The following is a 15,452-nucleotide window of genomic DNA, read 5'->3' as shown; positions in this document are numbered from 1 at the left end:
CCTGTCCGGCCGGGCCGCCGCCGGGCTGCGGCGGCCCTCGCCGTTCAGGAACGCGTCAGCGCTTTCAGCGTATCGGCCACCACGCGGGTATGAGCGGCGGTTTCCGAAGTGCGGCCACTGGCGTTCTCGATGGTCTTCAGCATGCCGGCAATCGCTTCCACATCACCGGACTGCTTGTCGATCTTCTGCGCCACATCGCCGATGCTGCCGGTCAGCGTGGCGATGTCCGAACCGATTTCGCCGGCGCTGTTGCGCGTCTGCTCCGCCAGCCGGCGCACCTCGTCGGCCACCACGGCAAAACCGCGTCCGGCCTCGCCGGCCCGGGCCGCCTCGATCGCCGCATTCAGCGCCAGCAGATTGGTCTGATCGGAAATCTGCTGGATGATCGCCACCACGCCGCGAATGCGGCTGCTGGCCTCGCCCAGGTTTCTGGCGCTTTCGGCGGCATTGGCCGCTTCGCGGGCCAGCACGTCCACGGTGTCGCTGGCTTCGCGCACGGTGGCTTCCTGCTCGCCGACCTGCGAGGTGAGACCTTCCACCGACGTGTACAGATCCTGCGAGCAGTTTTCCATCTGGCTGGCAGTCTCGATGCGCTGGCTGTGCGCCTGCTGCAGCGCGGCGCCGAGGTCGTTGAGACCGATCGCCACCGCCCGCATCCGCTTGTCGAAAATCTCGGGGTCCAGCTGCTCGCCGAAGCGCTGGTGCTTGTACTCGGTGAGCTGCTGCTCCATCACCCGCGACAGCCCTGACAGCTTGCCGACCTGACGATGCAGGAAAAAGGCCTTGAAACGCCCGTAGTGGGCGACAAAATTGTCGACGTAGTTGTCGCGGAAGGTCGTGCCGGGCGGCACGCGGAAGAAAAAGACCGCCGTCAGCGTCTGGTTCAGGTTCAGGCCGAGAATTTCGCCGAAGGTGGAAAAGCCGGCCAGATGTTCGCAGTCGAACACGCCGCCGAGTCCGGCCAGTTCCTTGCCGTTGTTCAGCCGGCGCAGGATGCAGTCGTTGAGGATGCCGGCCAGCGGTGCGCCGGGCTTGCCCTGCATGAAGGTCCGGAAATCCCGGATTGTGCCCTCGACGAAGCCGGTACGCCGCACCATCAGCAACTCTTCCCCCGGTGCAATGTCGCAGAAGAAATGGACGCAGCCGCGCTCGGCATCGATCTGCGAGATCGAGCGGACATACAGCTCGTCGCCGACGCGGATGGCGAACGAGTAGTCGGCCAGTTTTTCGTCCAGCGCCCGCGGTTCGCAGCGGAAATGCTCGCACAGCGCCTCGACGAACGGCACCATCCGCCCGCTGCCGTTGATGACGTGGCTGATCTCGCGCCGGGCCAGCGACGCGCGGATCACGTGGAAACGGGTATCGGTCGGTTCGAAGTTCTGGCTCTTCAGCACACCGAAGCGGATGCCCTTGCTGATTTTCAGGAACACGACCACTGCGTGGTTCTCGAGCTTGCGCTTGCCGTCGTGAATCCAGGTATGGGTGAAGTCCAGCTTGCCGCCGGCCGAGCCGCCGACGAACAGGCACGGGAAACGGCCCGAGTCGTACAGCGCTTCCATGAAGAACGATTCCGACGCGGACAGCCCGTCGATCATCACATAGGCCAGCGTGTCCCGATGGTCGATGTCGATGTCGACATTCAGCATGTCGATCGACTGGCGGATCTTCGCCACCCGCTCCTCGATCGGCAGCGTGATCTGCCCGCCGCGACGCAGGTCCTCGCTGCCCAGCGGCACCGAAACCAGCTGCGCGCGCTCGACCAGCGTCGCGTCAAAACACTGGACGACAATGCGGTCCCAGCGATCGCCAGTCTGGCAGTACAGGCCGCCCGTGCTTGAGCACAGTTCACCGGCGGTCGAGCTCAGGATGACCGGTACGCCGGGAAAGCGCCCGGTAATCTGGCTTGCCACTGCGTCGATATCGACATGCGGCGACACGTAGACGGACACGAAGGTCGGCGCGGCGCCAAGGCCGGACAGCGCGGCAGCCAGCCCGGAGGAACCGGTTTCCAGCGTGACCACGCCACTCTGTGTCTTCGCCAGGGAGTGCTTGAAGCGGTTGAAAACATTCATGTATGCATCTCACAAACGGGACAGCCGCTGAGCCATCGGCCGCCACCGGGGTTTCGGCGCCATTCGCCACTCATTCAGCATACGCCGTCAACCGGCACAACAACAGTTTCTGGCCGATATGCCTAGCACCCGGCCAGGGTGCGGATCGCCTCGGCATTCGACGGCGAGAACGCCAGTCCGGCCGCCTCGCGCCAGTCCAGCCAGCGCCAGGCGACGTGCTCGCGCGGTGCCAGCGTCGGCGTGACCGCATCGGCCACGCACAGCGTGAACACGTGTTCGGTATTGTGGGTCACGCCCGGCGCGTAGCGGTGACGCCAGCGCGGGTAGATTTCCCAGACCGTGTGCCGCCGGCAATCGGTCAGCACGCCGTCGCGGATACCGGTTTCTTCCGCCACTTCGCGGCGCGCGGCCCCGGCCAGATCCTCACCGGCCTCGACGCTGCCGGTCACTGACTGCCAGTAGCCGGGCGCATCGGCGCGCTCGATCATCAGCACGCGCAGATCAGGGGTATGGATGACGACCAGAACGGAGACCGGATGCTTGTAGTCCATGCGAGCCTTTCAGTCGTGTCAGTCGTGGCCGATATCGGCGCGGCATGCCGCCAGGGTGCGGGCCATCGCCCTGACCCGCCGCGCTTCTTTCGGTGCCGTGCGCGCCAGCAGTGACGAGCGCGCCAGCCAGCCGACCAGCGGCAGCGCGCGCGACAGCACGGCGCGCACGGCAGCACCGGAGCGGCTGACGCACAGTGTCGACAGGGTATCGAAGTCGTCGTCGGACACGTAGCGGGTCACGCTGGACAGGAACAGCAGCACGTCGAAGCCCTGCAGCAGCGGCAGCGGCAAATAGCGGTCGTAGTCGGTCTCGAAGTCGATGCGGCCGAGGCGGCCTTCCGGGCCGAGGGTCAGGTTGCGCGCCTGGGCGCCGCCATGCCAGTGGCCGGCAGCATGAAAGTCGGTCAGGTCGGAGACCGCCAGCGTCAGCCAGCGCAGGCAGGCGGCGGGGTCGTCACGCGGATTCAGCTCGTCTTCCAGCGTCCAGCCGGCATCGCTCATGACGAAGGCGTCGCGATCGACGGCAAGAATTTCCGGCACCCGGCAGCCGGCGGCGTGCAGCGCAGCCAGCCGTACCGCCTCGACCGGCAGGCCGGCCGGATAGACGCGAGGCACGAACGGAACGCCGGGCGCGAGCTTGCGCCGCAGCCAGGGCGCATAGAGCGGAAAACAGCGGTCGCGCCAGCGCGGCGGCATCGCCTTCTTGACGAAGGCGTCCTGCGCCTGCCAGCGACAGGGCGACACCGGGCGGCGCCCGGTCAGCGCGGCGGTCACGGCGGACAGGTCGGCGCGGCGCGCCGACAGCAGATCGGAAACGGAAGAATCGGACATCACGGACCAACAGGGGGAAAACGGCTGCCCACCGGGCCGGCGGCAGCGATGTGCAGCCCGTCCCGGCCGGCAGTCGGCATCAGGGTTTACTCGAGTGGCGGCCAGGAGGCCAGCAGGCCGGCCAGTTCGACGGCGGATTTGACCCCCATCTTCTCCAGCACGCGCGAACGGTGGACTTCGACCGTCTTGATGCTGATGTCCAGCGCCTCGGCGATCTGCTTGTTCAGCCGCCCGGCCAGCACATGCTGCATGACCTCGCGTTCGCGGTCGGTCAGCTGACGCAGCGCCGCATCGACCCGCTCGCGGCCGGCCCGCGCATTGCGGCGCTCGCTGTCGCGTTGCAGACAGTCGCCGACCCGCGCCAGCAGCACTTCGTCATCGAACGGTTTTTCCAGAAAATCCGCCGCGCCCATCTTCAGCGCGGCCACGGCCAGCGGCACGTCGGCATGCCCGGTCAGGAACAGCACCGGCGGACAGCGGCCACCGGCCGTCAGCCGTTCGAACAGCACCAGGCCGCTGATGCCGGACAGACGCATGTCCAGTACCAGGCAGCCGGCGGCGGCGACCACCTCCGGGCAGGCCAGCACGGCTTCGCCGGACTCGAAGGCACGGACCCGGAAGCCATTGCCCTCGAACAGCCAGCTCAGCGCATCGCGCACCGCGTCATCGTCATCGACCAGCAGCACTTCGCGCTGCTGGCCGGCCTCACTTGCTTTCATCGGAAGCCTCCGTCCGGGGCGGCGCCGGCTGTGGCGCGACCGCCAGTTCACCGATTACGCGTACTTCTCGCTGCGGGAACGGCATTTCGATGCCGTTGGCCTTGAACTTGCGCCAGATGCCGAGGTTGATCGCCGACTTCGGACCGAACGAACCGTTTTCCGGGTCACCGATCCAGTAGCCGACCGTCAGCGTGATGCTGCTGTCGCCAAACGCGATCACATAGGCGCCCGGCCCCGGGTCCTTCATCACCCGCGGTGCTTCCTGTGCGGCCTCGATCATCAACTGCATCGCCAGTTCCAGGTCGGTGTCGTAGGCCACGCCAACATCCTGGCTGACCCAGATCGCCCGATCGGAATACGAGGTATTGACGACGGTGTTCGCAATCATGGTGTCGTTCGGAATCAGCGCTTCGGTGCCGTCGGACTGGCGCAGGACCAGATAGCGCGAGGTGATCTCGCGGATCACGCCGGTCCGGTTGTCGACCACAATGCGGTCACCAATGCGCACCGACCGTTCCAGCAGGATGATAAAGCCGGACACGTAGTTGCTGGCGATCTTCTGCAGGCCGAAACCGAGGCCGACGCCCAGCGCCCCGCTGAATACCGACAGCACGGTCAGGTCGATGCCGACAATCGGCAGCGCGATCAGCACCGCGGCCACCATCAGGCCGGTGCGGATGATCTTGCTGATGACGATGCGGAAGCTCAGATCGAGATGGGACAGCTTCATCATCCGGCTGTCGATGATCCGGCTGACCCACAGCGCGACGAACACCACCACCGACACCCAGATCAGTGCATTGACGATCATGAACAGCGTCAGCCGGTTCTTGCCGATATGGAAGCTGACCGAATCCAGCCACTCGAACAGCGCGCCATCGAAGCCGAGCATGTAGGAAATAAAGCCGACCCAGAGAATGGCCGACAGCGTGTGTTCGGTGCCCTGCTCGATCTTGCCCTTCGGCAGCACGCTGCGCACCACCGCCGTCGCCACGCGGATCACCATCATCCAGAACAGCAGCACGGTGCCGATCAGCAGCACGCCGAAATGCGGCTGCTGGAACAGGCGGATATTGATCACGGCCGCCGCCGCGCACAGCAGTCCGGCCGACAGTGGCAGCACGATGCGCTGGCACAGATACGGCAGCAGCCGTTCCAGCCGCTGCGGGTTGCCGGCCAGCGCGCGCTTGCGCGTCCAGCGCGACACCAGCACGCCGAGATAGACGAAAGCCAGCACCAGCGCCAGTTCGGCCAGCCCGCGCGGCCGGGTCAGCAGGGCGACGATCAGGTCGAATTTGTCTGCCTGCGCCTCCATCAACCGGTCGATGGGCGCAGCGTACTGGCTGAGGGGATCGGGGGTGGGCATGCGGGGACAGGGGCTCCGTCAGGAATATCGTGTGAAAACAGGGAAAATGCGGCGCGCGGGGCCCCCGCGCGGCCGGTTCAGTCAGCGACGGCCGGCCGGAGCTGGCCGTCGTCGAGCCGGTAGATGCGGTCGGCGCGGGCGGCCAGTTCCATGTCGTGGGTGACGATGATCAGCGCCGTGCCGAGCCCCTGATTCAGCTCCAGCATCAGCGAGTACACACTTTCCGCGGTATGGCGGTCAAGGTTGCCGGTCGGTTCATCGGCCAGCAGGCAGGCCGGATGGGTGACCAGCGCCCGGGCAATGGCCGCGCGCTGGCGCTCGCCGCCGGACAGCTCGCCGGGACGGTGCGTCAGCCGGTGTCCGAGTCCGACCCGTTCCAGCATCGCGGCCGCCCGCTGCTCGGCCTCGGCCTGGTTCAGGCGCCGGATCAGCAGTGGCATGGCGACATTCTCCAGTGCGGAGAATTCGGGCAGCAGGTGGTGGAACTGGTAGACGAAGCCCAGCGACCGGTTGCGCACCACACCGCGCTCGCGTTCGCCAAGGGTGGCCAGATCCTGCCCGGCCACGCTGACGCGGCCGGTGGTCGGCGAATCCAGTCCGCCAAGCAGATGCAGCAGGGTCGACTTGCCGGAGCCGGAACTGCCGACAATGGCGATGCGCTCGCCGGCCGCCACATCGAGATCGATCCGGGTCAGCACCGGCGTTTCCAGCCCGGTATAGGTCTTGCCGAGTCCTTCGGCGCGCAGGACGGGTTCACTCATAGCGCAGGGCCTCCGCCGGTTGCATGCGCGCGGCGCGCCAGCTCGGGTACAGCGTGGCGAAGAAGGCCAGCAGCAGCGCGATGATGGCAATGGTCGACACATCGGCAAACTGCACGTCGCTGGGCAGATGGTCGATCATGTAGACGTCACTGGACAGCAACTTGGTACCGAGCACGGCTTCGATCACCGGCACGATCCGGTCCAGGTTCAGCGCGATCAGCACACCGCCGGCGACGCCGGACACGGTGCCGATCACCCCCGACAGCGCCCCCTGCAGCATGAAGATGCGCATGATCGACCCCGGACTGGCACCCAGCGTGCGCAGAATGGCGATATCGGCGCGCTTGTCGGTCACCACCATCACCAGGGTCGAGACCAGGTTGAAGGCGGCCACGGCGACGATCAGCGTCAGGATGATGGTCATCATGCGTTTCTCGATCTGCACCGCGCGGAAGTAGCTCGCGTTCATGTCGGTCCAGTCGGTCAGCACGACATTGTCCGGCACGCGCGCATACAGGTCGTGCTTGACCTGCGGCGCCTGCATCAGCTCGGTCAGCTTGACCCGGACGCCGGATACATTGCCGCCGAGACGGAACAGCCGTTGCGCGTCGGACAGGTCGATCATGGCAAAGCCGGAGTCGTATTCGAACATGCCGACCTTGAACAGGCCGGCCACGGTAAAGGTCTTCAGGCGCGGCAGCATGCCGGCCGGCGTGAACTGCCCTTCCGGCGTAATCAGGTTGACCTTGTCGCCAACGCCGACACCGAGGGCGCGCGCCATTTCCACCCCCATGACGATGCCGAAGCCACCCGGCTTGAGGTCGGTCAGCTTGCCGACCACCATGTGCTCGCCGACATCGACCACGCCAGGCTCCTGCGCCGGATCGATGCCGCGGATCAGCGCGCCGCGCACGCTGCCGGCCGACGACAGCAGGCCCTGGGCGTTGACGAACGGCGCCGTGGCGACCACGCGCGGATCACCAGCCAGTGCCTTCTGCACCAAGCCCCAGTCAGCCAGCTGGCCATTGACGCCGCTGGCTTCCAGGTGCGAGGCCACGCCGAGCATCTTGGTGCGGATTTCCTTCTGGAAACCGTTCATGACCGACAGCACGATAATCAGCGCCGCGACCCCGAGGGCAATGCCGATGACCGAGACCAGCGAAATGAAGGAGATGAAGCTTTCCTGCCGTTTGGCGCGCACGTAGCGCAGGGCAATCAGGGTTTCGAAGCTCATCGGGCGCTTTGATACGGGTTGACCAGCGCGCGCATCATGTCGGCCAGGAAATCGCGCACCTGGTTTTCATCGCAGCCCATCAGGACCGCGTCTTCGAACGCATCCTGGGCAACCTGGCGCAGCTCGGTCAGATTTTCGTTCATGACCTTGATCTTTTCCACGCAGGCGACCGGCTGGCCGTCCGGGGCAAGCCAGACGGGGAAAACGGGACCGCTGTCATTCATCACGAGGCTTTCTTGCTGTCGCCGTGGCCGGAAGCATGCTTGCCGGTCGCGGCATGGGACTTGGACTTCTTGTCGGCCGAGTCTGCGCCGGACTTCTTATCGTCGCCTTTCCTGGCCGATTTTTTGTCCGACTTGCCGTCGTCGGCCTTGCTGCACTCGGCTTCGGCCTGCTTGCGCTGCTTCGCGCTCAGGCCCTTCTTCGGCGGCGGGCAGGTCGGGCCGTCATCGGCCTTGCCGTGCTTGCCGGCCTTCTTCCCGGCTTTCTTGTCCGCTTCCTCGGCCTTGCTGCACTCGGCCTCGGCCTGCTTGCGCTGTTTCGCGCTCAGGCCCTTCTTCGGCGGCGGGCAGGTCGGGCCGTCATCGGCCTTGCCGTGCTTGCCGGCCTTCTTCTCGGCCTTCTTGTCCGCTTCCTCGGCCTTGCTGCACTCGGCCTCGGCCTGCTTGCGCTGTTTTGCGCTCAGGCCCTTCTTTGGCGGCGGGCAGGTCGGACCATCGTCGGCCTTGCTGTTCTTGCCGGCCTTTTTCCCGGCCTTCGTGTCCGCTTCCTCGGCCTTGCGGCATTCGGCCTCGGCCTGCTTGCGCTGTTTTGCGCTCAGGCCCTTCTTTGGCGGCGGGCAGGTCGGGCCATCGTCGGCCTTGCTGTTCTTGCCGGCCTTTTTCCCGGCCTTCTTGTCCGCTTCCTCGGCCTTGCGGCATTCGGCTTCGGCCTGCTTGCGCTGTTTTGCGCTCAGGCCCTTCTTCGGCGGCGGGCAGGTCGGGCCGTCGTCGGCCTTGCTGTTCTTGCCGGCCTTTTTGCTGCTGTCCTCGACTGCCGACGACGCGATGACGATGTCCGGGCTCTTGCGCAGCCGGGTCCTGACCGGCGGCGGCGTCTCGCCGTCACCGGAGAAGCGGGCGATGGCATCACCGCCGCTGTCGCGCTTCTTCGACGAGCCCAGATCATCCAGCAGCTCGGCACTGGACACATTGCCCGCCCCACGCGCCACGCGCCGGGCGCCGTTGTAGCGGCTGGCCCAGTAGCCCGAGCTCATGTTGACGATTTCGATATTCTTGCCGGTACGCGGCGCATGGATGAACTTGTTGTTGCCGATGTACAGCCCGACGTGCGAGTTTGCAAACCCGCGCGTGTTGAAGAACACCATGTCGCCCGGGCGCAGTTCGTCGCGGCCGACCGACACGCCGAGGCGTGCCTGTTCCGCCGCAGTGCGCGGCATGTTGACGCCGGCGGACTTCTCGAAGATGTAGCGGATAAAACCGGAGCAATCGAAACCCTGGGTCGGCGAATTGCCGCCAAAGCGGTACGCTATGCCCATCAGGCTCATTGCCTGGAGGATCAGATCCCCCATCGCGTCCTCGCCCGGCGCGGACAAACGTGGCTCCTGGCGGTTCTGTGCGGCGGTGTTGCTCGCCCGCGCGGGCTCCGCAAGGGCAACGACGGAGCACGCCAACAGCAGGACGGCGGCGGTTCGGGCAATCAATTTCATGGGGGCCGAATGTAATCGACCCACCCCGCGCTGTAAAGACAACAGCCCGTGCTTATATACTTGGACGTCCTTCGACGGGTACCCGAAAACGCATGCTCAAAGAAACCTTCGTCGCCATGCGCGACCTGCCGCGCATGAAAGAAATCTCGGCCATTCTCATCCGGCATGGCCTGGGAGAATTCGCGCAGCGGCTGAAGCTGCCGCGCGTGGTCGAGAAGGGAATCGAGTGGCTGCATGTGCCGATGCCGTCCCCTGACGACTACATTCCGACCCCGGTCCGCCTGCGTCGCTCGCTGGAAGATCTCGGGCCGACTTTCATCAAGCTCGGCCAGATCCTCGCCACCCGGGTCGATGTGTTCCCGCCGGACTGGATCGCCGAATTCGAAAAGCTGCAGAGCGATGCGCCGGCGCTGCCGGAAGGCGATGTGACGCGGCTGGTGTCAGCGGCGCTCGGCATGCCGGTGGCCGAAGCATTTGCCGAATTCGACCCGCATCCGATCGGCGCGGCGTCGATCGCCCAGGTCCACCGCGCCATGCTGATGGACGGTACCCCGGTCGCAGTCAAGCTGCGCCGGCCGGGCATCGTCGACAAGATCGACGCCGACCTGCGCATCCTCGGTCACCTGGCGCGACTGATCGAACTGGAGTTCCCCGACATCCGCCGCTACCAGCCCGGCGAGATCGTCAATCAGTTCGCCAAGGCGCTGAAGCGCGAACTCAACCTGGCCGGCGAGGCGCGCAACATGGAGCGCTTCGCCCAGCATTTCGCCGGCGACCCGCATATCGTGGTGCCGAAGGTGTACTGGGCGCTGACCAACCCGACCATCAATGTGCAGGATTTCGTCGACGGCATTCCGGCCATGCGTCTGGACCTGGCCGAGGCGGCCGGGCTGGACCGCAAGCTGCTGGCACGACGCGGCGCCGACGCGGTGCTGAAAATGATCCTGCTCGACGGGCTGTTCCATGCCGACCCCCACCCCGGCAACGTGTTCTTTCTGGCGGAAAACCGCATCGTTTTCATCGATTTCGGCATGGTCGGGCGCTTGTCGCGCGATCGCCGCGACCAGCTGGCCGACCTGCTGTCGGCGCTGTCGCGCCGCGATGAACGCGGCGTCTACGACGTGCTGATCGACTGGACCGGCAGCGCCCAGGTCGACGACGACGGGCTGAAGGCCGATATCGCCGAGTTCCTGTTCCAGTACGACGGCCTGTCGCTGTCCGAACTGGACCTGACCCAGCTGATCAACGACATCATGGCCCTGATGCGCGAGCACTCGATCGTGCTGCCGGCCGACCTGTCGATGCTGTTCAAGGCGCTGATCACGCTGGAAGGCTTTGCGCGCCAGCTCGATCCCGATTTCAAGCTGGTCGCCCACCTGACGCCGTTCGTCCGCCACATCATTCTGGCGCGCTACACGCCGAAGGCCATCGCCGACAAGAGCGTGCGCGGGCTGCTGGACATGGTCGGCATGGTCGCCGATCTGCCGCGCGACATTTCGCGCCTGCTCGGCACCGCCCGGCGCGGCAAGCTGCGGCTGGATATCGACGTCAAGCGGCTGGACAGCTTCGGTCACCAGATCGACAAGAGTGCGAACCGGCTGACCATGGGCATCGTGACCGGTTGCCTGATCATCGGCTCCAGCATCGTCATGACCGTCAATGCCGGCCCAACGCTGTTCGGCCTGCCGGTGTTCGGCTTTTTCGGTTTCATGATCGCGTTTTTCAACAGCATCTGGCTGATCCTGTCCATCTGGCGGGCCGGCAAGGACCATGTATGACCCTGCGCACGCCCATCCTGACCTGGCTGACGGCCCTGCTGCTGGCCCAGGCCGCCATCGCCGCCCCGTCGCTGCGGACGCTGAAGCTGAAGCAGCAACGGGGTGAGGACGTGGCCGCCGCGCTGGAACCGCTGCTGGAGCCCGGCGAGCGCGTGGCCGGCCTGCCCGATGCAGTGGTGATCAGCGCCGAACCGATCCGCCAGGCCGAACTCGCCCGGCTGGTGGCCCAGCTCGACAGCCGGCGCCGGCAATGGCGGCTGGAAGTCGACACCTCGGCGCTGCTGCCGCGCCGGCACGCCGCCCCTGCCCGGCCGAACACCGGCCGGGTCGACATCGGCGTGTGGCGTCCCGGCGGCCATGGCCGGCCGGGTGTCGGGGTCGACATCGATGCCGGCGAGATTCCGCTTGGCAGTCGCCCGGCGGTCCCGGCCGACGACGGGCAGTGGCTGGTGGTGGCCGAAGGCGGCAAGGCCCGGGTCGATACCGGCCCGCTGCGGCCCGCCCACTGGGTGCTCGCCTACCCTGACGGCCGCTATTCGCCGCGCCAGCCGTGGCAGACCAGCGGCGGCGGTTTCTGGCTGCAGGCGCGCGCCGACGGCGACGAGGTGGTCCTGACGCTGGCCGTCAGCCCGGGCCAGTTACCGGCCGGCCGCAATGGCAATACGAGCAGTACCCGGGTGCGCGGACGGCCCGATGCCTGGCTGACGATCGCCAGCGTAGTGCACGAGGCCGACGGCAGCGACACCCTGGTGCTGGGTCAGGGTGGCAGCCGCTACGCGTCGACCGCCATGGTCCGCGTCCGCCTCACCCGCCCCTGAAGCTGCCCAGCGCTGGCCCCAGCCGGTATAATCCGTTTTTGTCCACGCAATCCGCCCGCTATGGCGCACCAAACCCAATGGAAACCGAACGCGACCGTTGCCGCGATTGTCGAACGCGACGGCCGCTTCCTGCTGGTCGAGGAACAGACCTCGGCCGGCTTGATGCTCAACCAGCCGGCCGGTCACTGGGAACAGGGCGAAACACTGCTCGCCGCCACCCGCCGCGAAGCCTATGAGGAAACCGGCTGGCATGTCGAGCCGACCGCGCTGGTCGGCATCTACGCCGCGCCGAAGCGCGACGAGCCCGAGCTGGTCTACTTGCGCTTCGCCTTTGTCTGCACCGCACTCGACCATGATGCCGACGCCGTGCTGGATGACGGCATCGTCCGCCCGCTGTGGCTGACGGCTGAGGAAATCGCCGCCAGCGTCGACCGGCAGCGCAGTTCGCTGGTGTACCGCTGTGTGCAGGATTACCTGGCCGGACGCCGCTACCCGCTCGACCTGCTGACCCACACAGGTTTTCCCCCGGACCGCTGATGCCGTCCGTTCAGGGCCCCGCCCCCGACACCGCTCCCCGCTGGAGAACGCATGCCGCCGACCCGTGCCCTGCTGCCCGTGCTGCTGATGGTCCTGAATGCAGCCCTGCCTGCCGTTGCGTCCGCCGACGAGGCGTTGCCGCTGTGCTACGGCTACGGTTGCCGGGTCGATACCCGCTTTGCCGTCAGCACATCGCAACAGGCGGAAGTGGCGCAGTTGTTTGCCCACGTCGCGACGCCGGACGACGAACGCCGCGCCGTCTCGCAGGCCATCGGCCTGCTGGAACGGATCGCCGGCGAACAGACGCCGATCCGGGACGACAAGGGCGGCAATTTCAGCGACGGGACGTCGCCGGGACGGCGCGACTGCGTCGACCACAGCACCACCAATGCCGAATGGCTGCTGTGGCTGCGCGACAAGGGCTGGCTGCGGCTGCACACGCCGGCCGGCAAGGCCTGGCGCGCACCATGGATAGTGGATCTGCACTACACCGCCGTAATGACCGAGGCCAGTGGCCGGCAATGGGCGGTGGACAGCTGGTTTTTCGATAACGGACACGATGCGGCCGTGGTGCCGCTGGATGTCTGGATGAAAGGATATTCCCCGTCATGACGGAGAAAAAACGCATCGTCGTCGGCCTGTCCGGCGGCGTCGACTCGTCGGTGACCGCTCACCTGCTCAAGCAGCAGGGGCACGAGGTCATCGGCGTGTTCATGCAAAACTGGGAAGACGACAACGACGACGACTACTGCTCGATCAAGCAGGACTCGCTCGACGCCATGAGCGTGGCCGACCGGCTGGGCATCGACATGGAGATTGTCAACTTCGCCGCCGAGTACAAGGACCGCGTGTTCCAGTACTTCCTCGACGAGTATGCCGCCGGCCGCACGCCGAACCCGGACGTGCTGTGCAATGCCGAGATCAAGTTCAAGGCCTTTCTCGACTACGCCATGACCCTCGGCGCCGACTGTATCGCCACCGGCCACTACGCGCGCAAGCTGGAGCGCGACGGCCGGCATTACCTGCTCAAGGGCGTCGACCCGGGCAAGGACCAGAGCTATTTCCTGTACCGGCTGTCGCCGGCGCAGCTGTCGAAGTCGCTGTTCCCGCTCGGCGGGCTGCACAAGACCGAGGTCCGCCGCATCGCCGCCGGGATCGGCCTGCCGAATGCGGCCAAGAAGGACTCGACCGGCATCTGCTTTATCGGCGAACGCCCGTTCCGCGCCTTCCTGCAGCGCTACCTGCCGACCCAGCCCGGCCCGATGGTCACGCCGGAAGGCCGCACGGTCGGCGAACATCAGGGGCTGATGTACTACACCCTCGGCCAGCGCAAGGGCCTGAATATCGGCGGCGACAAGGCCGGCAATGGCGAGCCGTGGTTTGTCGCCGGCAAGGACATGGCCAGCAATACCCTGATCGTGGTCCAGGGCCACGGCCACCCGCTGCTGCTGAAACCGGTACTGGAAGCCTCACAACTGAGCTGGACGCTCGGCGAGGCGCCGGCCGATGGCGACTATGCGGCCAAGAACCGCTACCGGATGAGTGATGCCGCCTGTCGCCTCGACACGCTGTCGCCGGAACGCATCCGGCTGACTTTCACCGACCCGCAATGGGCGGTGACGCCGGGCCAGTCGGCCGTCCTGTACGACGGCGACATCTGCCTCGGCGGCGGCGTCATCGTCTGAGCGTTCAGCGTCGCGCCAGCACCACGCCGGCTGCCACCACGGCCATGCCGGCGATGGCCAGCGGCGTCAGCCGTTCGCCGAACAGGGCAAAGGCCATCAGCGCGGTGGTCGGCGGCGTCAGATAGAACAGGCTGGCGACGCCGACCGACTCGCCATGGCGGATCAGCCAGTTCAGCAGGCTGATCGCGCCGATCGACAGCACCAGCACCAGCCAGCCAAGCGCAAAGGCGAACGATCCGTTCCAGACGATGTGCATGGACTCGAACCAGGGCGCGACAGCACCGGTCGCCAGCGCACAGGCGGTGAACTGCACCACGCCGCCGGTGCGCCAGTCGAAGTGCGGCACGAAGCGCTTCTGGTACAGCGTACCCAGGGTGATGCCGAACAGCGCGGCCACGACCGGCAGCAGCAGCGGCAGCATGTCGTGGCCGATGCTCAGCCGTGGCCAGACTGTCATGGTCACGCCTGCCAGGCTCAGCAGCAAACCGCCCCACTGTCGCGGACCAACCGGCGTCTTGAGCCAGGCCGCAGCCAGCACCGCGGTCAGAATGGGCTGCAGGCCGACCACCAGCGCCGTCAGCCCCGGCGACAACCCATGGGATATGGCGCTGAACACACCGGCCAGATAGACCGCGTGTACCAGCAGACCGGTCACCGCCAGGTGGGCAACCATGCGCCAGTTGCCCGGCCACGGCGCGCGCATCGCCAGCGCCAGCAGTGTCAGCAGCAAGGCGGTGCAACCGTAGCGCACCAGCAGGAAAGTCAGCGGTTCGGCATAAGGCAGGCCGAACTTGGCACCAATAAAGCCGGTACTCCACAGAATGACGAACAGAACGGGCCACAGCGGGCGCAACGCGGCAGAGGACATGACACAGGACCGGCAATGACGGCCGGCCATGGTAATGGCATCCACCGCGAACAGCGAGTGCTGACTGTCCCGTGCCGAAGCCATTTGTCCAGAGGCATTGGAAGGCAAGGCACGCCATTCTATAAAAGCCTTATTCCCCCCATGCCCATGCTTTGCCTTTCTGCCTTTTCTCCAGCCAGAAGCAGGAGTCCGCCATGGCCAACGAATGCTCCCCACCACACCTGGCGGCGGTCAGCAACCTGTCCCTGCCCACCATCCACGACGCCCTTCCCGGCCCCGGTGACGGCAGCGGGCCCGCCCTCTCCGCCGGCCTGGTCTCGTTCGACATCCCGCTGTCTCTCCCCGTCGCCCGCGAATCCGCCCCCGCCCTGACCCTCGGCTACAGCGCCGGCGCCGGCAACGGCCCCTGCGGCACCGGCTGGCGGCTCACCCTGCCGACCATCCAGCGTCGCACCCGCCTCGGCGTCCCGCAGTACAACGACGACGACGTGTTTGTCGGCCCCGATGGCGAACCGCTGGTTCCC

General features: G+C 66.5%; 16 protein-coding genes. 6 read left to right on the top strand and 10 right to left on the bottom strand.

The features are described 5' to 3' along the window. Positions 1-44 precede the first annotated feature (44 nt). The 9 genes from DFO50_RS19930 to DFO50_RS17925 all read right to left on the bottom strand — a co-directional run bounded on the left by DFO50_RS19930 (position 45) and on the right by DFO50_RS17925 (position 9,128). Positions 45-2,072 (bottom strand): methyl-accepting chemotaxis protein, encoded by a 2,028-nt coding sequence (locus tag DFO50_RS19930; protein ID WP_028498901.1) that lies wholly within the window; start codon positions 2,070-2,072, stop codon positions 45-47. Between the two features lie 122 nt (positions 2,073-2,194). After that, positions 2,195-2,623, bottom strand: a complete 429-nt coding sequence (nudB, locus tag DFO50_RS17960; RefSeq protein WP_028498902.1) for a dihydroneopterin triphosphate diphosphatase — start codon at positions 2,621-2,623, stop codon at positions 2,195-2,197. An 18-nt stretch (positions 2,624-2,641) separates the two neighbouring features. Then, positions 2,642-3,454 carry a hypothetical protein gene (locus tag DFO50_RS17955; protein WP_107889680.1) on the bottom strand — a complete coding sequence of 271 codons (813 nt, stop codon included), beginning with the start codon at positions 3,452-3,454 and terminating at the stop codon, positions 2,642-2,644. An 86-nt stretch (positions 3,455-3,540) separates the two neighbouring features. Then, entirely contained in the window at positions 3,541-4,173 is a 633-nt protein-coding gene (locus DFO50_RS17950; RefSeq protein ID WP_107889679.1) for a response regulator transcription factor, read from the bottom strand. Further along, complete coding sequence (locus tag DFO50_RS17945) at positions 4,160-5,539, bottom strand: mechanosensitive ion channel family protein (RefSeq protein WP_051528772.1); 1,380 nt, start codon at positions 5,537-5,539, stop codon at positions 4,160-4,162. Before DFO50_RS17945 ends, DFO50_RS17950 begins: the two co-directional genes overlap by 14 nt. A 77-nt stretch (positions 5,540-5,616) precedes the next feature. Further along, on the bottom strand, positions 5,617-6,300 hold the full coding sequence (lolD, locus tag DFO50_RS17940; protein WP_028498904.1) for a lipoprotein-releasing ABC transporter ATP-binding protein LolD: 684 nt from the start codon (positions 6,298-6,300) through the stop codon (positions 5,617-5,619). After that, positions 6,293-7,534: a lipoprotein-releasing ABC transporter permease subunit gene (locus tag DFO50_RS17935; protein ID WP_028498905.1), complete on the bottom strand. Its 1,242-nt coding sequence runs from the start codon at positions 7,532-7,534 to the stop codon at positions 6,293-6,295. The genes lolD and DFO50_RS17935 overlap by 8 nt, the downstream gene beginning before the upstream one ends. Beyond that, positions 7,531-7,758 carry a hypothetical protein gene (locus DFO50_RS17930; protein WP_028498906.1) on the bottom strand — a complete coding sequence of 76 codons (228 nt, stop codon included), beginning with the start codon at positions 7,756-7,758 and terminating at the stop codon, positions 7,531-7,533. Before DFO50_RS17930 ends, DFO50_RS17935 begins: the two co-directional genes overlap by 4 nt. After that, complete coding sequence (locus DFO50_RS17925; RefSeq protein ID WP_233495302.1) at positions 7,758-9,128, bottom strand: C40 family peptidase; 1,371 nt, start codon at positions 9,126-9,128, stop codon at positions 7,758-7,760. The genes DFO50_RS17930 and DFO50_RS17925 overlap by 1 nt, the downstream gene beginning before the upstream one ends. 206 nt (positions 9,129-9,334) lie before the next feature. On the opposite strand from DFO50_RS17925, the gene DFO50_RS17920 reads away from it, so the two are divergent. The 5 genes from DFO50_RS17920 to mnmA are packed head-to-tail and all read left to right on the top strand — an operon-like array spanning position 9,335 to position 14,060. After that, complete coding sequence (locus DFO50_RS17920) at positions 9,335-11,020, top strand: AarF/ABC1/UbiB kinase family protein (RefSeq protein ID WP_028498907.1); 1,686 nt, start codon at positions 9,335-9,337, stop codon at positions 11,018-11,020. Beyond that, entirely contained in the window at positions 11,017-11,838 is an 822-nt protein-coding gene (locus tag DFO50_RS17915) for a secretin N-terminal domain-containing protein (RefSeq protein ID WP_028498908.1), read from the top strand. The genes DFO50_RS17920 and DFO50_RS17915 overlap by 4 nt, the downstream gene beginning before the upstream one ends. A 60-nt stretch (positions 11,839-11,898) precedes the next feature. Beyond that, positions 11,899-12,375 carry an NUDIX hydrolase gene (locus DFO50_RS17910; protein ID WP_028498909.1) on the top strand — a complete coding sequence of 159 codons (477 nt, stop codon included), beginning with the start codon at positions 11,899-11,901 and terminating at the stop codon, positions 12,373-12,375. Between the two features lie 51 nt (positions 12,376-12,426). Continuing rightward, positions 12,427-12,987, top strand: coding sequence for a hypothetical protein (locus tag DFO50_RS17905; RefSeq protein ID WP_233495301.1), 561 nt, complete (start codon positions 12,427-12,429; stop codon positions 12,985-12,987). Next, the gene (gene mnmA, locus DFO50_RS17900) at positions 12,984-14,060 is read left to right on the top strand and encodes a tRNA 2-thiouridine(34) synthase MnmA (RefSeq protein ID WP_028498911.1); all 1,077 of its coding nucleotides are present in this window, start codon (positions 12,984-12,986) and stop codon (positions 14,058-14,060) included. The genes DFO50_RS17905 and mnmA overlap by 4 nt, the downstream gene beginning before the upstream one ends. 4 nt (positions 14,061-14,064) lie before the next feature. Here mnmA and DFO50_RS17895 read toward each other — a convergent pair whose 3' ends face one another. After that, complete coding sequence (locus tag DFO50_RS17895) at positions 14,065-14,928, bottom strand: DMT family transporter (protein ID WP_107890348.1); 864 nt, start codon at positions 14,926-14,928, stop codon at positions 14,065-14,067. 194 nt (positions 14,929-15,122) lie between these two features. On the opposite strand from DFO50_RS17895, the gene DFO50_RS19845 reads away from it, so the two are divergent. Continuing rightward, on the top strand, positions 15,123-15,452 hold a 330-nt coding region (locus tag DFO50_RS19845; protein WP_304598484.1), incomplete at its 3' end, for a SpvB/TcaC N-terminal domain-containing protein.

Origin of the sequence: Microvirgula sp. AG722, from assembly GCF_003269145.1 — a bacterium.
GTDB classification, from domain to species: Bacteria; Pseudomonadota; Gammaproteobacteria; order Burkholderiales; family Aquaspirillaceae; genus Microvirgula; species Microvirgula aerodenitrificans.
Note: the sequence above shows the minus strand (reverse complement) of the source record. Positions and strands in the feature narration are given on the sequence as shown.